Raw genomic sequence first — 23,214 nt, 5'->3', positions numbered from 1 at the left:
CGCGTGGAGCCACAGCGACTTCCCGGGGGCCGGGGCTTCCCGGGGCCGGGGCCACCATGAGGCGACCCGGGAGGGCTATTCCTCGCCGGCCAGCGTCAGCGTCCGCAGTTTCTGGCCGGCGAACCAGGTGGCGGCGACCGTCACCACGACCAGCAGCACCGTGCCGGTGGTGAGGCCCACGTCCGAGGTGACGAGATCCCCGCCGGACACCTTGTGGGCCACCGCGAGCGACCACTGCTGGACGCTGAGGGTCCTCGCCCCGGAGACCAGCGATCCGAAGACGGTCTCCCACACGAGGGCGTAGACGAGTCCGAAGACCACCGCGTGCCGGGTGATGGTGCCGAGCAGCAGGAAGAGCGCGGCGTACGCGATGGAGGCGACCAGCGCGGCCACGGTGTAGGCGACGGCGATCTGCTGGCCGTTGCCGTTGAGGATCAGTCCGGCGAGGAACGTCGGGACCGCCGAGAACACCATGGTGACGGCGACGGCGACGATCAGCTTGGTGAAGATGATCGTGGGGCGCTTGACCGGCTTCGCGAGCAGGTAGACGACCGAGCCGTCGTCGATCTCGGGGCCGATCGCGCCGGTACCCGCGACGACGCCGATGAGGGGCACCATCGTGGCGAGCGCGAACCCGCCGAGGATGTCCGAGGCCACCTGGTCGTCGGCGCCCGTGAAGCCGCGTACGGCCACGGAGATGACGATCAGCAGGACGGGCAGGGCACCCAGGATGAGGGCTCGGCGGCGGCCGAGGAGGCCGCGGTAGGTGAGCCGGGCGACTGTGGGGTCGTACATCTTTCGGCCTCCTACGCCGCGACGAGATACGAGAAGACGGACTCAAGGGACTCGTCGGACGGCGAGACCGTGAGCAGCCGGATGCCGTGGTCGCGGGCCAGCCGCGGCAGCAGTGCCGTGAAGCGTGGGAAGTCGACGGCCTGGATGCGCAGCGCGCCCTCCTGGAGGTCCACTTCGATGCCGGACGTCGACGGGTCGGCGATGAGCGCGGCCGCGAGCGCACGGTCGTCGCTGGAGCGGACCAGATAGCGGTGCGGGCGGTCGGTCATCAGCCGGCGGATGCGGCGGAAGTCGCCGCTCGCCGCGTGCCGGCCGGCGACGATCACCTCGATGTGCGAGGCGAGTTGCTCGACCTCTTCGAGGATGTGCGACGAGAAGAGGACCGTGCGGCCCTCGTCGCCCATGCGCCGCAGCAGGTCCATCAGCTGCATGCGCTGGCGCGGGTCCATGCCGTTGAACGGCTCGTCGAGCAGCAGCAGCGACGGGTTGTGGACGAGCGCGGAGGCCATCTTCACGCGCTGGCGCATGCCCTTGGAGTACGTCGAGATCTTCCGGTCCTGCGCGTACTCCATCTCGACCGTGGCCAGCGCCCGGTGCGCGGCCTTGTCGCCGAGGCCGTGCAACTCGGCGTTGGCGACGACGAATTCGCGGCCCGTGAGGAAGTCGTACATCGCTTCGCGCTCGGGGACGATGCCGATCTGTTTGTAGATCTTCTCGTTGCGCCAGGTCGGCTCGCCGTCGAGGGTGACCGTGCCGGTGGAGGGTGCCAGGAAGCCGCCCATCATGTTGATGAGGGTGGACTTTCCGGCGCCGTTCGGGCCGAGCAGGCCGGTGACGCCCGGGCCGATGGTCATGGTGATGTCGTTGACGGCCACCACGTTGCCGAACCAGCGTGAGACGTGGTCGATGGTGAGGGTGCTCATGGGCGAGGCCCGTTCCTTGGAAGGGTGGCGGGAAGGGTGGTGGCGGACGACGGGCGGGCGGTCACAGTCCGACCTTTCGGTAGCGGCGCAGCAGGAGGCCGTAGCAGCCCGCGACGAGACCCAGAACGAAGATCAGGTAGACGACGCCTTCTCCGGTCGAGGGGCCCGCGCCGCCGGGGAAGGCGGACGAGGCGCCCAGGAAGGCGGTCTGCACTCCGTCGATCAGCGTCATGGGCGAGAAGAGTCCGAGCCAGGCGACCGCGTCGGAGCTGGACTGCTCGTAGGCGATGGCCTGGACGGTGGACACCGCTCCGTAGGAGATGGTCAGTACGGCGATGACGGCGGCGATACCGAATCCGCGGCGCGGGGTGACCGCCGAGATGACCAGGCCGATGCCGGCGAAGAGCAGGGAAAGCAGTGCCACGGAGACGAGCCCTTGTGCGAAGCCCTTGGTCTGGTCGGTGAAGTCAAGTTTGGCCAGCAGCGCGCCCACATACAGCACGAGCAGCGGCGCGGCGGTGAGCATGAACAGCGCCGAGGCCAGCGCCGCATACTTGGCGCGTACGTAGTCGACGGTCTCCATCGGGCGCGAGAAGTACAGCGGGACGGTCTTGAAGCGCAGGTCGCGGGACACGGCCTGCGGTCCCTGGGAGGCGACGTACAGGCCGATGACGGCCTGCATGAAGATCGCGTAGCGCGTGTAGTCGACAGGCAGGTCGTTCGCCTTGGTGGCGACGGCGACCGCGACCATGATCAGCGCGGGGACGCACATCACCACGAAGAGCAGCATCGGCAGCACTTTGGTCTTCGCCGAGCGGCCGAGGCCGTACGCGCCGCGCAGGGACTGCGAGTAGAGCGAGCGGCGGGCGTACGCGCGGCCCAGGCGCGGGCCGTCGTAGTTGCGGTAGCCGATGTTGTGGATCCGGGTCTGCTCGCCCGCGCGAGCGGGGGCAGGAGCCGGGGCGTGTGCCTGGGCCTGTGCCTGGGGCTGCTCAACCGCCATGGCCGACCGCCTCCTTCCGCTGTTCGTCGCCGTCCTTCAGGGCCGCCTGTGCTTCGGCGTCCCTGGCTGCCTGTTCGTCGCTGTCCGTGAAGACCTCCGCGATGTGGTGCCGGCGCTGCTCCATGCGCACCAGGCCGAGTCCCAGGTCGGCGACGGCGTCCCGTACGAGGTCGTACGTCTCCTCGCCCTGCGCGGTGAGCAGGAGGATGTGGCCCGCGCCGGGGAGGCCGCTTCCGTCGTGGGTGTCGATCCCGCGCGCGTGGAGCACCTCGCGCAGTGCGTCGGTGCCGTCCGGATGCTCGTCCGTGTCGGTGACCTCGACCGCGAGGATCGCCGTGCGCTGCGTGAAGTCCGTGGTGGAGCTGGACCGCAGGAGCTTGCCGCCGTCGACGACGACGACGTGGTCGCAGGTGCGCTCCAGCTCGCCGAGCAGGTGCGAGGTGACCAGGACGGAGATGCCGAAGTCGGTGTGGATGCGGCGGATCAGGCCGAGCATCTCGTCTCGCCCGACCGGGTCGAGGCCGTTCGTCGGCTCGTCGAGGAAGACCAGCTGCGGGTCGTGGACCAGCGCCTGGGCGAGCTTGACTCGCTGCTTCATGCCCGTCGAGTAGCCGCCGATGGGGCGATATCGCTCCTCGTAGAGGCCGACGTGGCGCAGCGTGTCCGCGGTGCGCTCGCGGGCCGCCGCCGGGGGCAGGCCTGACATGCGCGCCATGTGGACGACGAACTCGGTGGCCGAGACGTCCGGCGGCAGACAGTCGTGCTCGGGCATGTATCCGACGCGCTCACGGATGTCGCCGCCCTTGGTGGCGACATCGAGTCCGAGCACCGTGGCGCGGCCCTCGGTGGCGGGGGACAGACCCAGCAGGATCTTGATCAATGTGGACTTGCCGGCTCCGTTGGCTCCGACGAGTCCGGTCACACCGGGTCCGACGTCCACGGAGAGCCGGTCAAGAGCGGTCACCCTGGGGAACCGCTTGCTCAGGCTTTCGGTCGCGATCACAGTCACGGTTCGAAGGTAGTGGCGCAGGCCACAGCCGGTCGTCAGACCTGGGAGCTGTATCGCCATCCCTCTGCAGTCGTACGGGCCCGTAAGGGTCCCCCTCAGGTCGAACAACCGGCGGCTGCCACTCCGCACGGCCAGCTGTCCGTCGGGCCGGGTTGTCCACATCGGTGCGGTTTTCCACAGGTCGCGCACCGCCTCTTGACGCAGCCGCCAACAATTGTCACATTCATCAGTGTCAAGTTGCGGACACGTACGGCAGTCGGCTCGGAACGGACGGCGGCATGACCTCAGCACCAGTCTCAGCAATGGCTTCGGCAGCGGCCTCAGCAGTGGTCCCAGCAGCGGCCTCGGCAGTGGTTCCGCCTGGTGAACTCGCCGTGGCGCTCGGTGGGTTCGGGGAAGTGCGGCGCCGGGTGGAGGACAAGTGACCCTTCAGGGCGCGCGCGAGCGCCGGGTGCGTACGGGCGGAGTCGAGCTGTGTGTCGCCGAGTGGGGCGATCCCGCGCAGCCCACGGTGGTGCTCGTGCACGGCTATCCGGACTCCAAGGAGGTCTGGTCGGAGGTCGCCGGACGCCTCGCGGAGCGCTTCCATGTCGTGCTGTACGACGTGCGCGGCCACGGCAGGTCCACCGCGCCCCGGCCCCTGCGCGGCGGGTTCACCCTGGAGAAGCTGACGGACGACTTCCTGGCGGTGGTGGACGCGGTCAGCCCGAACCGGCCCGTGCACCTGGTGGGCCACGACTGGGGTTCGGTGCAGGCCTGGGAGTTCACCACGGTCAAGCGCACGGAAGGGCGCATCGCCTCCTTCACGTCGATGTCCGGCCCTTCCCTCGACCACTTCGGGCACTGGATCAAGAAGCGCGTGTCCCGCCCGACACCCCGCAGGGTCGGTCAACTGCTCGGTCAGGGCGCCAAGTCCTGGTACGTGTACCTGCTGCACACCCCCGTCCTGCCCGAACTGGCCTGGCGCGGCCCCCTCGGCAAGCAGTGGCCCAAGATCCTTCGCCGGCTGGAGAAGGTCCCCACGGGCGACTATCCGACCTCGTCGTTGCCGACGGACGCCGCCCACGGCGCGTGGCTGTACCGCGACAACGTCCGTCCACGGCTGCGCAAGCCGCGCACCGACGCGTACGCGCACGCGCCCGTGCAGCTCATCACCCCGCTGGGAGACGCGTTCCTGTCGGAGCGGCTCTATGACGAACTGGAGCTGTGGGCCCCGCGGTTGGTGCGTCGCACCCTCCCGGCGAAGCACTGGGTTCCGCGCACCCGGCCCGACCAACTGGCCGCCTGGATCACGGACTTCGTGACCGCGACCGAGGGTGGGCGGCCAGCACCCGCGGTGCGCGGCCCGCACGCCGAGCGCTTCGGCGGGCAGCTCGTACTGGTCACCGGCGCGGGCAGCGGCATCGGCCGGGCCACCGCCCTCGCGTTCGCCGAGGCGGGCGCGCGCGTGGTGGCCGTCGACCGGAACGCGCACGGTGCGGCGCGCACCGCCGAGCTTTGCCGGTCGGCCGGCGCCCCGGAGGCCTGGGGCGAGACGGTCGACGTTTCGGACGAGCAGGCCATGGAACAGTTCGCCGCGAAGGTCGCCGCCGAGTACGGGGTCGTCGACGTCCTGGTGAACAACGCCGGGATCGGGCTGTCCGGCTCCTTCTTCGACACCACCGCGGAGGACTGGCGGAAGGTGCTCGACGTCAATCTGTGGGGTGTGATCCATGGCTGCCGGCTCTTCGGGAAGCAGATGGCCGAGCGCGGACAGGGCGGCCACATCGTCAACACCGCGTCGGCGGCCGCGTATCTGCCGTCGAGAGCACTGCCCGCCTACAGCACCTCCAAGGCGGCGGTGCTGATGCTCAGCGAGTGTCTGCGCGCCGAGCTGGCGGGCCAGGGCATCGGGGTCTCGGTGATCTGCCCCGGATTCGTCAACACCGCCATCACCTCGACCGCCCGCTTCACGGGAGTCGACCCCGACGAGGAGGAGCGGCGCCGGAAGAAGTCCGCGCGGCTGTACGGGCTGCGCAACTACCCGCCGGAGAAGGTCGCCGCGGCCGTTCTGCGGGCCGTCGTCCGCAACCAGGCCGTGGTGCCCGTGACGGCGGAGGCGCGCGGCGGCCGTCTCCTGTCCCGTTTCGCTCCCGGGGCGCTGCGCGCGATCGCACGAATGAAGCCGCCGCTGTGACCGTCATCGCACACGGGCTCGGAAGTTCGGAAGGGTCGGAAGGGTCGGAAGGGCAGGGACTGTGATCGACGAGCCGGCCGGTGTCGCGTACCGGATCGAGGACCTGGCGCACCACAGTGGCGCCACGGTCCGGACCATCCGCGCCTACCAGGACCGCGGGCTGCTCCCCCGCCCCGAGCGGCGGGGCCGCGCCAACGTCTACGCGGACACGCATCTGGCCCGGCTGCGGCAGATCGCGGACCTGCTGGACCGCGGTTACACCCTGGCCTCCATCAAGGAGCTCCTGGAGGCCTGGGACGCGGGGCGCGGCCTCGGCGGCGTGCTCGGCCTGGTCGCCGAGGTCGACGGGCCGTGGACGGACGAGGAGGCGGTCCGTATCTCGCGGGCCGAGCTCGATGAGCGGTTCGGCGGCGAGCCCGGCGACGCGGCGGTGGCCGAGGCCGTCGAGCTGGGCGTGCTCGAACGAATTCCGGGACAGATCCCGGGACAGGAGGACGCGTTCCTCGTGCCGAGCCCCCAAGAGCTCGCGGTGGCCGCCGAGTTGCACCAGGCGGGTGTTCCGCTGCCCGCGATCTCCGACCAGCTGCGGGAGTTGAGAGGGCAGGTCGAGCACATCGCCGCCCGTTTCCTGGAGTTCACGACCGAGCACGTCTTCGCCCGCTGTTTCGGCGATCACCCGCCGACCGACGCGGACGCAGCGGAAGCGGCCGCGCTCGTACGACGACTGCGACCGCTCGCACGACAGACGGTGGACGCCGAACTGGCGCGCGCCATGCAGCGCTTCGCCCAACAGCAGCTGCGTCGGCACCTCGGTGTGGAACAACCCCGGTCGGGCACGGAAAAGTCACGCACTCTGGCGCTACCCGCGACGACAATGTCCCTTGTGGAAGGGCTGGTCGGCGTGGAGCACGCGGCCGAGTTCATCGCGCTGGCGGCCGAACGCGAGGCCCGGGCACGGGCCATGGACCAGCTAGCCGCAAATAGCAACCAAGGGGCTGAAGTTGACGAACCGGCCTGAATTGCCCGCTAGTTGTCCACAGATTCCCCAACTGAGCTTGTGGATAACGTATTTGGCTGTGGATCAAACCTCCGGGCCAAAATCAAATGCGTGATCAGTGTCTCTCCAGGCACCCTGACGGAATGAACGAAAGAGACCTGCCCGAGAACGGCGTGGACGAGAGGCGCACCGTGAAGGTGTCGAAGTACCTCTCGAAACATCTGCGGCATCAGCCGGAGCGGATCGGGCTCACGCTCGGCGAGGGCGGCTGGGTCGAGATCGGCACCTTGATGGCCGCGGCTGCCGCGCACGGCTTCCGGTTCACCCGGGGCGAGCTCGATCACGTGGTCGCCAACAACGACAAGAGGCGCTTCGCGATCGAGGGCACCCTGATCCGCGCCAGCCAGGGCCACTCCGTGGAGGTCGACCTCGGACTGCCGTCGGCGACCCCGCCCGCGTACCTCTACCACGGCACCGTCGCCCGCAGTCTGGAAGCGATCCGCGCCGAGGGCTTGAGGCCCATGAACCGGCACGACGTGCACCTCTCGGCCGACCGCGAGACGGCGACCCGCGTCGGGGCCCGCCGTGGCCGCCCCGTCGTGCTCTCCGTGGACGCCGGCGCGATGCACCGCGACGGCCATGTCTTCAAGGTCAGCGCCAACGGCGTCTGGCTCACGGCCGCCGTCCCTCCGCGCCACCTGCGGTTCCCGGCCACGCACTGAGCGGCTGCGCTTAGGGCCCTTCTGATGGATCTCCGCGGCGTCGCGACGCCCGGCACGCACTCTCGCCGCACCGGGCACAGACCCAAGTACGTCCAGTACGCGGGCCTGTGCCCGGCACGCCGAGAGCACGCACCGAACGCCGCTCCTTCCCCACGGAGATCCATCAGAAGGGCCCTAGGCTCTGCAGCATGAGTCTGCGCCTGAGCACCGTGATCCTGCCGTACCTCCGCTGGCACGAGGGAGGACGTTCCACCTGGCAACGCGCCGAGCAGCTCGGGTTCCACACCGCCTTCACGTACGACCATCTGGCGTGGCGGACGTTCCGCGAAGGCCCCTGGTACGGCGCCGTCCCGACGCTGACCGCCGCCGCGGGCGCCACCGACCGTCTGCGCCTCGGCACACTGGTGACCTCCCCGAACTTCCGGCACCCGGTGACCCTCGCCAAGGAACTGATTGCGCTCGACGACATTTCCGGCGGCCGGATCACACTGGGCATCGGCGCGGGCGGTTCCGGCTTCGACGCCACGACGCTGCTGCGCACCGGCGAGGAGCCGTGGACGCCGCGCGAGCGGGCCGACCGCTTCGCCGAATTCGTACCGCTCCTCAACCGGCTGCTCACCGAGGACACCGTGTCGTACGACGGCACGTTCTACTCGGTGCACGAGGCCTACAACATCCCCGGCTGCGTCCAGCGCCCCCGGCTGCCCTTCGCCGTGGCCGCCACCGGGCCGCGCGGGCTGAAACTGGCCGCGGCGCACGGTCAGGCGTGGGTGACCACGGGCGACCCGAAGCTCTTCGAGACGGGCACTCCGGAGCAGTCGGTGGACGCCCTGCGTGGCCAGATGGAGAAGCTGGCCGCCGCGTGCGAGGCGGCCGGCCGCGATGTGCGCGAACTCGACAAGGTCCTGCTCACCGGCTTCACCCCGGACCGCGGCCGTCCGCTGGAGTCCCTCGACGCGTTCGTCGACTTCGCGGGGCGCCACCTGGAGCTGGGCTTCACGGACATCGCGATCCACTGGCCCATCCCGGACTCCGACTTCGCGGCGGACGAGAAGGTCTTCGAACACATCGCGACGGAAGCGGTCGCGCAGCTCGCCTGACGGCGGCCGTGCTGCCGTCACGCCTCCCTCCGACATCGGCCGTCGGGCCGCGTAAAAGCGCAGGTGGGGACGTAAGTCACTCACATGCGCGGACCGCCGCACGCCCGTGCGCGCATATGCGGGAGAATGGGGCGGTGACCTCAGCGACCCGACGGCCCGGGATTCCGGCCTCCCCCCTCCCGACCCGCCTGATCGCCACGGATCTCGACGGCACCCTGCTGGGCGACGACAAAACCGTCTCACCGCGCACGGTGGCCGCCCTGGCAGCCGCCGAGGAGGCGGGCATCGAGGTCTTCTTCGTGACCGGCCGCCCGGCGCGCTGGATGGACGTCGTCAGCGATCACGTCCACGGGCACGGCCTCGCCATCTGCGGAAACGGCGCGGCCGTGGTCGATCTGCACGGCGGCCCCGGCGCCCACCGCTTCGTCAAGGTCCGGGAGCTTGCGCGGGAGAACGCGTTCGACGCCGTACGGCTGTTGCGCGACGCCGCTCCGGGGACCCTCTTCGCCATCGAGCGAACGTACGGCTTCTACCAGGAGCCCGCGTACCCGAAGATGCATCTGGAAGCTCCCGACACCCTCGCGCCCGCCGAGAAACTCCTGGCGCCCGACGCCCCGGGTGCCGATGAGCCGGTGCTCAAGATCCTCGCGTACCACCACGAGATCGCCCCGGACGACTTCCTCATGACCGCCCGGCTGGCCATCGGCGACCGGGCCAACGTGACCCGGTCCAGCCCCAGCGCGCTGCTGGAGATCAGCGGCCCTGGCGTCTCGAAGGCCAGCACCCTCGCGCTGTGCTGCGCCGAGCGCGGTATCTCGCACGAAGAGGTCGTCGCCTTCGGTGACATGCCGAACGACGTGGAAATGCTCACCTGGGCGGGCACGTCGTACGCGATGGGCAACGCGCACCCCGACGTGATCGCCGCGGCGTCCGGACGCACGGCCGCCAACACGGAGGACGGAGTGGCCGTCGTGATCGAGCGGATACTCGCGGAGCACCAGTAGGACAGAACGGCGCTCTCCGCCCTCTTCGCTCCCCTCCAGAGCTCAACTAGAGCTGAACCCCCCGCGCGGCCAGCCACTCCCGCGGATCGACCGCCGAGCCCGACTGCGGGGTCAGGCGCACCTCGAAGTGCAGGTGCGGCCCGGTCGAGTTGCCGGTCGTGCCCGACTGGCCGACCCACTGCCCGACGGACACCCGCTCCCCCTGGTCCACGGCGACCGCGGACAGGTGGGCGTACTGCGTGTAGTAGCCCTTCGCGTGCTTCACCACGACCTCGATGCCGAACGGGCCGCCGCACGACACCTTCACCACCCGCCCCTTGCCCACCGAACGCACCGGCGTGCCGATGTCCACCGCGAAGTCCTGCCCGGTGTGCCGGCTCGCCCAGTGTTCGCCGCCGCTGCCGAACCCCGCGGAGAGCGCGTACGTCTCCACCGGCGGGATCCACGGCTGCTCGAAGTTCGTGCGCGGCTGGTCGAGCCGGACGGGCCCCCGGCACGCACCGGCGGCGGCCGACGCGTCCGCCTGCCCCTGGAGCGACCCCTGGGCCTCCTTCAGCTTGCGCTCGATCCCCCGTTTGACCTCGGCGAGTTCGTCGTTGCGGCGTTCCAGTGCCTGCCAGGCGGATGCCGCTTTCGCCTCGTCGGCGGTGAGCCGGGTCTCGGCCCTGCGGCTCTTGGCGACCGCGTTGTCGACCGCCAGATCCGCCCGCCACAGCGCATACCGGCCGCGCATCAGTTCTTCGGGGCTCTTCGCGAGAAGCATCCGCGCGGTGGGCGGGAGCCCGCCGCCGTCGCGGTACTGGGCGCGCGCGATGCGGCCGAGGTCCGCGCGCAGTACTGCGATGTCCTGCCGCTCCCGTGCAAGAAGCCGCTCCAGCCGCCGCGCCCGGTTCCGCTGCGACTCGGCCTCGCGGCGCCCTGCCTCGTACCGCTCTGCAGCGACTGACGCCTCCTTGTACAGCCGTAGGACCTCGGCGCCGGCCCCGTCGGTCTCACCGGAACTGTCGGTGTCTCCGGTGGCCGCCGTGGGCCGGGCCACCAGGACGGCCACCGCGCACAGCAGCACCGGGGCGAGCAGGGGGCGGCGACGACGTGAGCGCATGACATGGATCGTGCCGCGCGGGCACCGCTCGGGTCCCGTCCACGTCGTGCACCTGGGGGAGCGGTTGTCACGGACGGACCACCGCACTGGGCCGAACAGGGGCCCGCCGACACCGGTGCGGTGAGCCCGTTCGGCGGGCCGATTCGACGGGCCGGGTTCAGTACGGCGCCTCCCAGACCACCGACGTACCGCCACCGTCCTTTCCGGCCCCCGGCCCAGCCGTCCCGGCGCCCGGCTCGCCCGTCCCGGTCCCCGGCCCGTACCAGCTGTCCCCGCCGAGGGACTCCGCCCGCCGCTTCAGGTTCTTCAGCCCACTGCGCCTGCCCCCTTCGGGGATGCCGACGCCGTCGTCCGCGACCGTCAGGCGTACCCCGGACTTCCCGTCCGGAAGCCGTGCCGTCGCGTCCACGGTCACGTCGACACGGGACGCCCTCGCGTGCCGGTAGGCGTTGGACAGGGCTTCGCGGAGGGCCGCGATGAGGTTCTTCGCCGTGAGTTCGCCGACCAGCGTGTCGACGGGACCGACGAATCGGTGGGACGGCTTGAAGCCGAGCGGTACGGCAGCCATGGTGATCTCGCGCAGTACGCGCGTCCGCAGCCCTGTCGGAAACTCCGCCGGTCCCTGCTGGAGCGCGAAGACGGCCGTACGGATCTCCTGGATGGTGACATCGAGTTCGTCGACCGCCTTGCCGACGCCCCGCCGCACCTCGGGCAGCACGGACCGGCGCTGTGCGCCCTCCAGCAGCATCCCGGTGGAGAACAGCCGCTGGATGACGAGGTCGTGCAGGTCACGGGCGATGCGGTCACGGTCCTCGTAGACCGCGAGCCGCTCCCGGTCGCGCTGCGCCTCGGCCATCATCAGGGCGAGCGCGGCCTGCGAGGCGAACTGTGTCGCCAGGGTGCGCTCGACCTCCGTGAACGCACGCGCGCCTCCCGCGCGCGCCATGACGAGCGTCCCCAGGACCCGGCCGCCGCTCCGGAGGGGAAGGATCATCGTCGGTCCGTAGTCGCGGGCGAGGCCGGCGAGCATACGCGGATCGGTGGCCGCGTCCTCGACGAACACCGCCCGGCCCGCGAGGATTTCGCCCACCATCGCGTTCTGGGGCGGCACGACCAGCCCCAACGACCGCGCCGGCCGCTCGGACGCCACGGCGACGATCTCCAGTCCGCCCTCGGCCGCGGGCAGCAGCACGAGCCCTGCCATCGAGTCCGAGAGCCGGCGGGCCTGTTCCGCGACCACCTGGAGGGCTTCGTCGGCGTCCCCTCCGGAGAGCAGCGCGGTGGTGACGGCCACCGAACCGTCGATCCAGCGCTCACGCCGCTCGGCGGCCGCGTACAGTCGCGCGTTCCCCAGGGCGATGCCCGCCTCCCGCGCCAGGACGCGCACCATGTCGAGGTCGTGCTCGCCGAACGGGCCGCCGCCATGTTTCTCGGCGAGGTAGAGGGTGCCCAGTCGCTCGCCCCGCACCTGGATGGGGACGCCCAGGCGTCCGTCGGCCGGCGCATGGCGGGTTCCCTCGGGTCCGTCCGGCAGCCGCCCGACCCACCGGATCGCCTCTCCGTCGGTGTCCTCGCTCACGCGCTCGGTGAGTTCGTCCCCGCACTCCGCCGCCAGCCCGACCGCCGCATACCGGGCGCTCGCCAGCTCCGCCGCGGTCTCGCAGATCCGCTCCAGCGTGGACCGCAGGTGCAGACCGTTTCCCACCGCCCGCATCGCCTCCAGCAGCCGCGGTACGTCGTCGGGGTTCGGGGCACCGTCGGGGCCCGGCTCGGCTGGCATACACCGAGCCTAGTTAGTCCCATTTGTCAGTGAAAGTCGAGCCACCCCTCAGCGCGCGACGGCGAGCGACTCCGTCCGGCGCTCCCGCTCGGACATCTCCCGCAACGGCCCCTCCGCACGCACCAGCTCGTCGAACGAGCCCCGCTGCACCACGTGCCCCTCGGCCAGGACGACGACCTCGTCCACCGCTTCGAGCCCCGCCAGCCGATGCGTGATCAGCAACGTCGTACGCCCCTCGGTCGCGGCCAGCAGGTCGGCGGTGAGCGCGTCGGCGGTGGCCAGGTCGAGGTGTTCCGCGGGCTCGTCGAGAACCAGTACGGGAAAGTCCGCGAGCAGCGCACGGGCCAGCGCCAGCCGCTGCCGCTGTCCCCCGGACAACCGTGCGCCGTGCTCCCCGATCAACGTGTCGAGCCCGTCGGGCAGCCCGTCGGCCCAGTCGAGCAGCCGCACCCGGCCCAGCGCGTCGCGCAGGTCGGAGTCGGTCGCGTTCTTCCGTGCGAGCAGCAGGTTCTCGCGCACCGAGCTGTCGAAAAGGTGCGCGTCCTGCGCGCAGAGCCCGACCATGCGCCGCACCTCGTCACCGTCCATGCCGTACGCGTCCACACCTGCCAGCGTGTACGTCCCCGCCCGCGCGTCCAGGAAGCGCAGCAGCACCTGGGCCAACGTCGTCTTGCCGGATCCGGACGGGCCGACGACTGCGATCCGGCGCCCGCGTTCGAGCACCAGGTCCACCCCGGCGACCGCGTCCCGTTCCTGTTCCGCGTGACGAGCGGCCAGGCCCTTCACCACGACCGGGAACGGCGATCCGGGCGCCGTCTGCGGCCACTCCGGCTCCCGTACGGGTTCGGGCGCGTCCAGGACCTCGTACACGCGCTCCGCGCTCTTGCGTACCCGCTGCCGGTACTGGGCCGCGAGAGGCAGTCCGAGGACGGCCTCGAACGCGGCCAGTGGTGTGAGCACGACGACGGCCATCGCCACGCCGCTGAGCCGCCCCTCGCCGACCGCCTGGGCGCCGGCGAGCGCGGCGGCCGTGACGGTGAGCCCGGAGATCAGCGCGGTGAGTCCGTCGCCGAGCGCGGTGGCGGTGGCGGCTCGTGAGGTGATGCGGGTGAGGTCCGCGTCGGCTCGCCGCGCCTCGTCGGTACGGGCGGAAAGCGCGCCCGCGACCGTCAACTCGGCCGTTCCCGTGAGGAGATCGGCCACCCGGGTCGCCAGCACACCGCGGGCCGGTGCCAGTCGGCGCTCCGCGCGGCGCGCGACGGCGCCGGTCAGTAGCGGAACGCCCACACCGGCGGCCAGCAGCCCGACGGCGAGGGCGGCGCCGGCCTCGGGCAGCAGCCAGGCCGTGAACCCGACCGAGCCGGCGGACACGACGGCCGCCGCGGCGGCGGGCAGCAGCCAGCGCAGCCAGTAGTCCTGCAGCGCGTCGACGTCGGTGACGAGCCGCGAGAGCAGATCACCGCGCCGGGTGGTGCGCAGTCCGGCGGGCGCGAGCCGTTCGAGGCGCCGGTACACGGCGACCCTGGTGTCGGCGAGCATCCGCAGCACCGCGTCGTGCGACACCAGCCGCTCGGCGTACCGGAAGACGGCCCGCCCGATCCCGAACGTCCGCGTACCCGTCACCGCGACCATCAGATACAGCACGGGCGGCTGCTGCGAGGCCCTGGAGATCAGCCAGCCGGAGGTGGCCATCAGGCCGACAGCGCTCCCGAGCGCGAGACTGCCGAGCAGCAGGGCCAGCATGAGCCGCCCCCGGCGAGGCCCGGCCATGGCCCGTACGCGCGCGAGTACGCCACCGGGCCGCTCCGGTGGCCGGGCCGGTGCTTCCCCGCCTGTCACGGGCCCGGACGCCACCACGTCGGAGCGATGCGTCGCCGTACGGCCGGACGACGTGGCGCGGTTCGGCGATGCCGCCGGTGCCAGCCGCACCACCCGGTCGGCCACGCCCAGCAGAGCCGGCCGGTGGACGACCAGGAGCACGGTCCTGCCGACGGCCAGCCGCCGGACCGCCGCCACGACCTCGGCCTCGGTCGCGCCGTCCAGCGCGGCGGTGGGCTCGTCCAGCAGCAGCACCGGCCGGTCCGCGAGGAAGGCCCGTGCCAGCGCGAGCCGTTGACGCTGCCCCGCGGACAGCCCGGCACCGTCCTCACCGAGCATCGTGCGCACTCCGTCGGGCAGCGCGTCCACGAACTCCAGGGCCCCGGCGTCGGCCAGCGCCCCGCGCACCGCGGAGTCGTCCGCCTCCGGCCGCGCAAGACGTACGTTCTCGGCAATGGACCCGGCGAACAGGTGGGGCCGCTGCGGCACCCAGGCGACCCGCGAACGCCATTCCTCCAGGTCGATTTCCGCAAGATCGACTCCGCCGACGCCTACTCGCCCCGACGTGGGCCGGACGAACCCGAGCAGCACGTTCAGAAGCGTCGTCTTGCCCACTCCGCTGGGGCCGACGAGCGCCACCGTCTCCCCGCTGCCGACTTCGAAGGACACGTCCGACACCGCGTCGGACGAGCGCCCGGGGTAGCGGACCGTCACGCCTTCGAGGTGCAGCGCGCCGGAGGAGGGCACGGAACCGGTCCCGGACGCCGGTACGGGTGTCTCCAGGACCGAGAAGATCTCCTCGGCGGCCGACAGTCCCTCGGCCGCCGCGTGGTACTGCGCCCCGACCTGGCGCAGCGGCAGATACGCCTCGGGGGCGAGAATCAGCACGACCAGCCCGTCGTACAGCGCCATCTCGCCGTGGATGAGCCGCATTCCGATGGTCACCGCGACCAGGGCGACCGAGATGGTGGCGAGCAGTTCCAGCGCGAAGGACGAGATGAAGGCGATACGCAGGGTCCGCATGGTCGCCTGCCGGTACTCCCCGGTGATCCGCCGGATGGACTCCGCCTGCGCCTTGGCGCGTCCGAACACCTTGAGCGTGGGCAGCCCGGCGACGACGTCCAGGAAGTGCCCCGAAAGCCGTGACAGCAGTTGCCACTGGCGGTCCATCTGGGACTGCGTGACCCAGCCGATGAGCATCATGAAGACCGGAATCAACGGGAGCGTGCCGACGATGATCGCCGCCGACACCCAGTCCTCGGTGACGATGCGCGCGAGCACGGCGACGGGCACGACCACCGCGAGCCCCAACTGCGGCAGATAGCGCGAGAAGTAGTCGTCCAGAGCGTCCACCCCGCGGGTGGCGAGGGCGATCAGTGACCCCGTCCGCTGCCCGCTCAGCCACTCCGGGCCGAGCGCGCCGGCCCGCTCCAGCAACCGCCTCCGCAGCTCCGACTTGACCGCCGCACTCGCCCGGTGCGCCGCGAGCTCGGTGAGCCAGGAGATGAGCGCACGACCGACTGCGACGCCCGTCAACAGCAGCAGTGGCGTGCGCAGTTCACCGATCGACAGTCCGTGCTGGAAGGCGCCGACCACCACTTCGGCGATGAGCATGGCCTGGGCGACGACCAGCCCCGCCCCCAGGACTCCCAGACCGACGACCACCATCAGGAAGAGGCGGGTGGCGCGGGCGTAGCGGAGAAGTCGCGGGTCGATCGGTTTCACGTGAAACACACCCTTGGGTCAAGCGGGTGCGTTTCACGTGAAACGCACCTTCTTCTCATGGGGCATGTTTCACGTGAAACATGCCCCCGGATCTCAGTGGGCTCAGTGCGCGGCTTCGGCAAGGTGCTGGGTGCCGATCCGCTTGCGGAACACCCAGTACGTCCAGCCCTGGTAGAGCATCACCACCGGTGTCGCGATCACCGCGCACCAGGTCATGATCTTCAGCGTGTACGGGCTCGACGAGGCATTGGTGACCGTCAGGCTCCACTCGTCATTGAGCGAGGACGGCATGACGTTCGGGAAGAGCGTCAGGAAGAGCATCGCGACCGCGGCGATGATGGTGAGGCCGGACAGCGCGAAGGCCCAGCCCTCACGCCCTGCCTGGTTCGCCCCGATCGCCGCGACCAGTGCGACCACCGCCACGACCAACGCGACCAGGCTCTTGCCGTTGCCGTTGTCGGCCTGGGTCCAGAGCAGGAAGATCAGCGCGAGCACGGCCGTCACCAGTCCGAGCACCAGGGCGAGTTTCCGCGCCCGCTCCCTGATGTCACCGAGGGTCTTGAGCGCCGCGAACACCGCCCCGTGGAAGGTGAACAGCGTCAGCGTCACCAGGCCGCCCAGGACGGCGTACGGGTTGAGCAGGTCCCAGAAGCTGCCCACGTACTCCATGTTCCGGTCGATCTTCACGCCCCGCGTGATGTTGCCGAAGGCCACTCCCCACAGGAACGCCGGGACCAGCGAGGTCCAGAAGATCGCGTGCTCCCAGTTGCGCTGCCACTGCTCCTCGGGCCGCTTCGCCCGGTACTCGAAAGCGACTCCGCGCACGATCAGGCAGACGAGGATGAGCAGCAGGGGCAGGTAGAAGCCGGAGAAGAGTGTGGCGTACCACTCGGGGAAGGCGGCGAAGGTCGAGGCGCCCGCCGAGAGCAGCCACACTTCGTTGCCGTCCCAGACGGGGCCGATGGTGTTGATCAGCACCCGCTTCTCGGTCCGGTTCCGGGCGAGCAGCTTGGTGAGGACGCCGATCCCGAAGTCGAAGCCCTCCAGGAAGAAGTAGCCGGTCCACAGGACGGCGATGAGGACGAACCAGAGGTCGTGAAGTTCCATGACTCAGCAGCTCCCTCGGCCTAGTAGGAAAAGGCCATCGGCTTGTCGGCGTCCCGGAGGTCGCCACCGATCTTGGTGGGCGGGTTGAGGTCGGCCTCGGTGAGCTCGGGCGGTCCGGCCTTGATGTACTTGGCGAGCAACTTGACCTCGACGACGGCGAGGATCGCGTAGATCGTCGTCAGGACGACCAGCGAGGTGATCATCTCGCCCTGCGACACGCTGGGGGACACCGCGTCCCGGGTCTGCATCACGCCGTAGACGACCCAGGGCTGCCGGCCCATCTCGGTGAAGATCCAGCCCCATGAGTTGGCGATCAGCGGGAAGGCCATCGTCCAGACCGCCAGCAGCCAGTACAGCCGGGTGAGCCGGGATCCGAGCGGCTTCTTCAGCAGGACGAGATGCGGCACCTCGTCCTCCCCCGTGCGCTGAGCGGCCGGCAGCAGGAACCTCTTGCGCGTGAGCCACAGCCCCAGCAGGCCCAGGGAGAAGGACGCCATACCGAAGCCGATCATCCAGCGGAAGCCCCAGTAGGCGACGGGGACGATGGGCTTGTAGTCCCCGGGGCCGTACTTCTCCTGCTCGGCCTTGTTGGTGTCGTTGATGCCGGGCACGTACGAGTCGAAGTCGCTGTGGGCGAGGAAGGACAGGAGCCCGGGTATCTCCAGGGCCACCGTGTTGTGCCCCTTGTCGACGTCCCCGTACGCGAACACGGAGAACGGCGCGGGCTTCTCGCCGTCCCACAGCGCCTCGGCCGCCGCCATCTTCATCGGCTGCTGCTCGTACATGACCTTGCCGAGGGTGTCGCCGCTGATCGCCGTGAGGATGCCGCCGACCGCCATGGTGACCAGGCCCAGCCGCAGCGAGGTCCGCATCACCGGGATGTGCTTCTTGCGCATCAGGTGGAACGCGGCGATACCCACCATGAAGGCACCGCCGGTCAGGAAGGCCGCCGAGAAGCTGTGGAAGACCTGGTTGAGCGCGGTGTTCTGGGTGAGGACCCGCCAGAAGTCGGTGAGTTCGGCGCGGCCCTTCTCCTCGTTGATCCGGTAGCCGACCGGGTGCTGCATCCAGGAGTTGGCCGCGAGGATGAAGTACGCCGACAGCAGCGTGCCGATCGAGACCATCCATATACAGGCGAGGTGGATCTTCTTCGGCAGCTTGTCCCAGCCGAAGATCCACAGCCCGATGAACGTGGACTCGAAGAAGAAGGCGATCAGGGACTCGAAGGCGAGCGGAGCGCCGAAGACGTCACCGACGAAGCGCGAGTAGTCGGACCAGTTCATCCCGAACTGGAACTCCTGCACGATGCCCGTGACGACGCCCATCGCGATGTTGATCAGGAAGAGCTTGCCCCAGAACTTGGTGGCTCTGAGGTACTTCTCCTTCTCCGTACGCACCCAGGCGGTCTGCAGGCCCGCGGTGAGCGCGGCGAGCGAGATCGTGAGCGGGACGAAGAGGAAGTGGTAGACGGTGGTGATGCCGAACTGCCATCGGGCCACGGTTTCCGGCGCCAAGGCCAATTCCACGTCGTCATCTCCTTACGTCGCCGTCGAAACAGCGGCAGTTTGTCCCGCCCATCAGGGTCATAGCGGGAGTAACTGGGACACGCTTGTGAACGCGTTCACATTCACAAGCAATTATGACCCACTGCCGTTCGAGCGGTGACGGGCGGGGGTGGCCAAAGTGCCGATCCGGCTGCTCTGCTCACAAAACAGCAGGTCAGCAGGGGCGCGGAGACAGCGGACGTGGCGAACGACACCAGGCCCCGGCATCCGCAGAACGCGGGTGCCGGGGCCTGGTGTCAGCGTTTGGCGCCGGGGCTTGGTGCCGGGGCTTGGTCAGAGCTCCTTGCGGAAGCCCTCCGCCGCCTTGAGGAAGATGTCGTTCGCCTCGGTCTCGCCCACCGTCACCCGAACCCCGTCGCCCGCGAACGGCCGCACGACGACGCCGGCCCGCTCGCACGCGGCGGCGAAGTCGACGGTGCGCTCCCCGAGCCGCAGCCACACGAAGTTCGCCTGGGTGTCCGGGATCGTCCAGCCCTGCCCGCGCAGCGTCTCGACCACACGCGCGCGTTCGGACACCAGCGCACCGACCCGGCCGAACAGCTCGTCCTCGGCACGCAGCGAGGCGACCGCCGCGTCCTGGGCGAGCTGGCTCACCCCGAAGGGCACGGCCGTCTTGCGCAGCGCCGCCGCCACCGGCTCATGCGCGATCGCGAATCCGACCCGCAGCCCGGCGAGTCCGTACGCCTTGGAGAACGTACGCAGCACGCACACGTTCGGCCGCTCCCGGTAGAGCTCGACGCCGTCCGGCACCTCGGCATCGCGCACGAACTCCCCGTACGCCTCGTCGAGTACCACCAGCACGTCGCTCGGCACCCGGTCGAGGAATCGTTCCAGCTCGGCCCGGCGCACCACCGTGCCCGTGGGGTTGTTGGGGTTGCAGACGAAAATCAGCCGCGTCCGGTCGGTGATCGCGCCCGCCATCGCGTCGAGGTCGTGCACATCCCCCGGCGTCAGCGGCACCTGGACGTCCGTCGCCCCGCTGATGCGGGTGATGATCGGGTACGCCTCGAAGGACCGCCAGGCGTAGATGACCTCGTCGCCCGGCCCGGAGGTCGCCTGCACCAGCTGCTGGGCGACGCCGACCGAGCCGGTGCCGGTGGCCAGATGCGTGAGCGGCACCCCGAACCGGTCCGCCAGCTCGTTCATCAGCCCCGTGCACGCCATGTCGGGGTAGCGGTTGAAGGCACCGGCCGCCGAGGTCACGCTCTCCAGCACACCCGGCAGCGGTGGATACGGGTTCTCGTTGGAGGACAGCTTGTACGCCACCGGACCGTCCACGGCCGCCGCAGGCTTCCCCGGCTTGTAGGTGGGGATACCCTCCAGCTCGGCTCGCAGCTTCGGGCTCGTCTCGCTCACCGCAGTCCTCCTTGTGACCGTCTCCGGCGCGTCACCCCCGCCGGCTGCCAATGCTCCTCACCTTAAGAGGATGCGGCGCCGCTGCGTACGGCAGGGGACCGACCGATCGGTCGGCGCCGGAACATCTACGTACGCACTCCCGGACATCACCACGTGAAGTCACATGAATGCTCATGAAGGCATACCAAATCCAGCGAAAGCCATGAAGGCGCACAAAAAGTGGGGGCGCGCCACCCTTCACGATCCGCGCCGGTAGCTCACGCCGTGGCGCGCATCCCTCGTGCAGGTGAGTTGAGACCTCTTCGAGACATGGCCCATTTGGCAGGCACATGCGCGTCGACAAGCGAGGTACCGCCATTGAATCGATCAACTCCCTTGTTTTCCAAGGGCGTTGTTTACAAATGACCATGCAGAAACGTGCCTGTCAACGAGTGCATATGCGTCCGCACTACCCCACCTCATGAGCCCTACTATCGGCTCGCCATGACAGCAGCAGGGAAGCACCAGGTGAGCCGGTCGGAAACCTCCCGCCGAGGAAACCGGCCGGGCCGGGCAGGCATCAGAGACGTGGCCGCGGCCGCCGGAGTCTCCATTACGACGGTGTCCGACGCCCTCAACGGCAAGGGACGACTACCGGACGCCACCAGACGCCATGTCCGCGAGGTCGCCGACCGGCTGGGCTATCGCCCCTCCGCCGCGGCCCGAACGCTCCGTACCGGCAAGTCCGGCCTCATCGGCCTGACGGTGACGACCTACGGGGATGAACCTTTCACCTTCACGGAGTTCGCGTACTTCGCGGAGATGGCCAGAGCCGCCACCTCGGCCGCGCTCGCCCGGGGCTACGCCCTGGTCATCCTCCCCGCGACCTCGCGCCACGACGTCTGGTCGAACGTGGCCCTGGACGGGACGGTCGTCATCGACCCCTCCGACCAGGACCCCGTCGTCAGCGAACTGGTCCGCCAGGGCTTACCCGTGGTCTCGGACGGCCGCCCGGCCGGCTCGCTGCCGGTGACCGCCTGGGTGGACAACGACCACGAGGCCGCGGTCCTGGGCATCCTCGACCACCTGGCCGCCTCCGGAGCCCGCAGGATCGGCCTTCTGACGGGGACGACCACGGACACGTACACCCGCCTCTCCACGACCGCCTACCTCCGCTGGTGCGAGAACGTGGGCCAGGATCCTGTGTACGAGGCCTATCCCGCGCACGATCCGTGCGCGGGGGCGGTCGCCGCCGACCGGCTGCTCGCCCGGCCCGACCGGCCCGACGCCGTCTACGGGCTGTTCGACCCGAACGGCACCGACCTCCTCGCGGCGGCCCGGCGCTACGGCCTGCGCGTACCGGACGACCTGCTTCTCGTGTGCTGCAGCGAGTCCACCGTCTACGCCAACACCGAGCCGCCCGTCACGACACTCTCGCTCAAACCGCGCCGCATCGGCACGGCCGTGGTCCAGCTCCTCATCGACGCCATCGAGGGGGTCGAATCGGACCAACCGGTCGAACAGGTGATACCGACGGAGCTGATCGTGCGCACCTCCTCCGAGCGACGGCCGCCCCGGACGACCGTCAGCCCGCCGAGGTCCCCGGAGGAGGGGTGACCTCCCCCGCGGAAAGGTCCTCCCATTTCGGGAGAAAACCACGGTGAACCGGGGTTCAGCTCCGATTCACCACCCCTGGGTCATCACATGGCGCGATCCGCATTCCTATGATGGGCGGACGACACCGCGGGCCGCTGCGACCAGGCAGTCCGACGCGGTGCAGATGCGGCGCGATGGTGGTGGAGGGGTCGATGACTCAGGGGGCCGGTCAGGGACCCGAGATGCGTACGCCGACGGTGCGTGACTTCCGCGTACCGGCGTACGTCCACGATGCCGGCCCGTACGCGCAGTCCGCCGGACCTCACCCGCAACCGGCCGCGCCGTACGACAGCACGTCCGGCGACCCGTACGACCGGACCGCGAACCCGTATGCCGGGCCCCCGGAGCCGTACGTGCGGTCCAGCCCCTACGCGGGACACCCGCCGCTCGGCGAGGCTGCCGTCCCGGCCGAGCAGCCGGAGGGCTACACGCCGACGGAGCGCGATCTGCCGGTCATCAACCGCGGTGACACGGTTCAGGTGCCGGTCGACCCCGAGGCCGGGCAGCTTCCGCAGCCCGACGACGGACCGGGGCCGCTGTTCGTCGTCGGGGACGTGCACGGGTATCTCGACGAGCTCGTCTCCGCGCTGCGCGAGAAGGGGCTCATCGACGTCGAGGGCCGCTGGGCGGCCGGTACCTCGCGGTTGTGGTTCCTCGGCGACTTCACCGACCGCGGGCCCGACGGCATCGGCGTCATCGACCTCGTGATGCGGCTGTCCGCGGAGGCCGCCGCGGCCGGCGGCTACTGCAAGGCCCTGATGGGCAACCACGAGCTGCTGCTGCTCGGCGCCAGGCGGTTCGGGGACATTCCCGTCAACTCCGGCGCGGGGACCGCCACCTTCCAGGCCGCCTGGCTGCTCAACGGCGGCCAGAAGACCGACATGGAGCGCCTCCAGGACCACCATCTGCAGTGGATGGCCCGCCTCGACGCGATGGAACTGGCGGACGAGCACCTGCTCATGCACTCCGACACCACCGCCTATCTCGACTACGGCGACTCCATCGAAGCGGTCAACGACACCATCCGCGAAACCCTCACCCGCAATGACGCGGACGAATGCTGGGACCTCTTCCGCAAGCTGACCAAGCGCTTCGCGTTCCGCGACGACGGCGGCGCGCAGGCGGTGCGCTCCCTGCTGGACACCTACGGCGGTTCGCGCATCGTCCATGGTCACAGCCCGATTCCCTATCTCCGGGGCGAGGTCGGCTCGGAGGACAGCGAGAACTCGTCACCCCCCGTGGTCGAAGAACCACACCTGTACGCCGACAAACTCGCGATCGCGATGGACGGCGGCGTGACCATGGCCGGAAAACTGCTGGTCCAGCAACTTCCCCTGGATAACTGAGCGTTTACGGGGCAGACGTCCTCCGGTGGGAGACAGGTGCGAGCCGGGGGC

The 23,214-nt window shown here is 70.1% G+C and carries 17 protein-coding genes; 7 read left to right on the top strand and 10 right to left on the bottom strand.

Features of this window, described 5'->3' with window-relative positions:
• Positions 1–75 precede the first annotated feature (75 nt).
• The 4 genes from AOK01_RS18375 to AOK01_RS18360 form a co-directional block, all read right to left on the bottom strand.
• Positions 76–795 (bottom strand): ABC transporter permease, encoded by a 720-nt coding sequence (locus tag AOK01_RS18375; protein ID WP_055512992.1) that lies wholly within the window; start codon positions 793–795, stop codon positions 76–78.
• A gap of 11 nt (positions 796–806) precedes the next feature.
• The gene (locus AOK01_RS18370; protein ID WP_055512990.1) at positions 807–1,718 is read right to left on the bottom strand and encodes an ABC transporter ATP-binding protein; all 912 of its coding nucleotides are present in this window, start codon (positions 1,716–1,718) and stop codon (positions 807–809) included.
• Between the two features lie 61 nt (positions 1,719–1,779).
• A complete protein-coding gene (locus AOK01_RS18365) occupies positions 1,780–2,721 on the bottom strand; it encodes an ABC transporter permease (protein ID WP_245702299.1) in 942 nt (313 codons plus the stop codon).
• Positions 2,711–3,724 carry an ABC transporter ATP-binding protein gene (locus AOK01_RS18360; protein ID WP_055512988.1) on the bottom strand — a complete coding sequence of 338 codons (1,014 nt, stop codon included), beginning with the start codon at positions 3,722–3,724 and terminating at the stop codon, positions 2,711–2,713. The genes AOK01_RS18365 and AOK01_RS18360 overlap by 11 nt, the downstream gene beginning before the upstream one ends.
• Before the next feature lie 427 nt (positions 3,725–4,151).
• Between AOK01_RS18360 and AOK01_RS18355 the strand changes: the two genes are divergently transcribed.
• The 5 genes from AOK01_RS18355 to AOK01_RS18335 all read left to right on the top strand — a co-directional run bounded on the left by AOK01_RS18355 (position 4,152) and on the right by AOK01_RS18335 (position 9,729).
• Positions 4,152–5,906 (top strand): SDR family oxidoreductase, encoded by a 1,755-nt coding sequence (locus tag AOK01_RS18355; protein ID WP_055512986.1) that lies wholly within the window; start codon positions 4,152–4,154, stop codon positions 5,904–5,906.
• A gap of 61 nt (positions 5,907–5,967) precedes the next feature.
• The gene (locus AOK01_RS18350) at positions 5,968–6,924 is read left to right on the top strand and encodes a MerR family transcriptional regulator (RefSeq protein WP_055512984.1); all 957 of its coding nucleotides are present in this window, start codon (positions 5,968–5,970) and stop codon (positions 6,922–6,924) included.
• Positions 6,925–7,046: 122 nt separating this feature from the next.
• Positions 7,047–7,625: an RNA 2'-phosphotransferase gene (locus AOK01_RS18345; protein WP_055512982.1), complete on the top strand. Its 579-nt coding sequence runs from the start codon at positions 7,047–7,049 to the stop codon at positions 7,623–7,625.
• Between the two features lie 188 nt (positions 7,626–7,813).
• Positions 7,814–8,725, top strand: coding sequence for an LLM class flavin-dependent oxidoreductase (locus AOK01_RS18340; RefSeq protein WP_055512980.1), 912 nt, complete (start codon positions 7,814–7,816; stop codon positions 8,723–8,725).
• Positions 8,726–8,841: 116 nt separating this feature from the next.
• Positions 8,842–9,729 (top strand): HAD-IIB family hydrolase, encoded by an 888-nt coding sequence (locus AOK01_RS18335; RefSeq protein ID WP_190851405.1) that lies wholly within the window; start codon positions 8,842–8,844, stop codon positions 9,727–9,729.
• 46 nt (positions 9,730–9,775) lie between these two features.
• Here the strand turns inward: AOK01_RS18335 and AOK01_RS18330 are convergent, their stop codons facing one another.
• The 6 genes from AOK01_RS18330 to hisC form a co-directional block, all read right to left on the bottom strand.
• Positions 9,776–10,831, bottom strand: a complete 1,056-nt coding sequence (locus tag AOK01_RS18330) for a peptidoglycan DD-metalloendopeptidase family protein (RefSeq protein WP_055512977.1) — start codon at positions 10,829–10,831, stop codon at positions 9,776–9,778.
• Positions 10,832–10,988: 157 nt separating this feature from the next.
• Entirely contained in the window at positions 10,989–12,611 is a 1,623-nt protein-coding gene (locus tag AOK01_RS18325; RefSeq protein WP_055512975.1) for a GAF domain-containing sensor histidine kinase, read from the bottom strand.
• 48 nt (positions 12,612–12,659) lie between these two features.
• Complete coding sequence (cydD, locus tag AOK01_RS18320; protein ID WP_055512974.1) at positions 12,660–16,154, bottom strand: thiol reductant ABC exporter subunit CydD; 3,495 nt, start codon at positions 16,152–16,154, stop codon at positions 12,660–12,662.
• A 102-nt stretch (positions 16,155–16,256) separates the two neighbouring features.
• Positions 16,257–17,261 carry a cytochrome d ubiquinol oxidase subunit II gene (gene cydB, locus AOK01_RS18315; protein ID WP_055512972.1) on the bottom strand — a complete coding sequence of 335 codons (1,005 nt, stop codon included), beginning with the start codon at positions 17,259–17,261 and terminating at the stop codon, positions 16,257–16,259.
• Positions 17,262–17,281: 20 nt separating this feature from the next.
• On the bottom strand, positions 17,282–18,787 hold the full coding sequence (locus AOK01_RS18310; RefSeq protein WP_055512970.1) for a cytochrome ubiquinol oxidase subunit I: 1,506 nt from the start codon (positions 18,785–18,787) through the stop codon (positions 17,282–17,284).
• Positions 18,788–19,099: 312 nt separating this feature from the next.
• Positions 19,100–20,182: a histidinol-phosphate transaminase gene (gene hisC / locus AOK01_RS18305; protein ID WP_055512968.1), complete on the bottom strand. Its 1,083-nt coding sequence runs from the start codon at positions 20,180–20,182 to the stop codon at positions 19,100–19,102.
• A gap of 483 nt (positions 20,183–20,665) precedes the next feature.
• Here hisC and AOK01_RS18300 point away from each other — a divergent pair, with 483 nt between their 5' ends.
• Both AOK01_RS18300 and AOK01_RS18295 read left to right on the top strand, forming a co-directional pair.
• On the top strand, positions 20,666–21,778 hold the full coding sequence (locus tag AOK01_RS18300; RefSeq protein WP_079103512.1) for a LacI family DNA-binding transcriptional regulator: 1,113 nt from the start codon (positions 20,666–20,668) through the stop codon (positions 21,776–21,778).
• A 191-nt stretch (positions 21,779–21,969) separates the two neighbouring features.
• Positions 21,970–23,163 carry a metallophosphoesterase gene (locus tag AOK01_RS18295; protein WP_055512964.1) on the top strand — a complete coding sequence of 398 codons (1,194 nt, stop codon included), beginning with the start codon at positions 21,970–21,972 and terminating at the stop codon, positions 23,161–23,163.
• Positions 23,164–23,214: the final 51 nt, after the last annotated feature.

It is taken from the genome of Streptomyces aurantiacus, assembly GCF_001418335.1.
Taxonomy (GTDB): Bacteria; Actinomycetota; Actinomycetes; order Streptomycetales; family Streptomycetaceae; genus Streptomyces; species Streptomyces aurantiacus.
The sequence above is the reverse complement of the archived record's forward strand: the minus strand, read 5'-3'. Positions and strand labels throughout refer to the sequence as shown.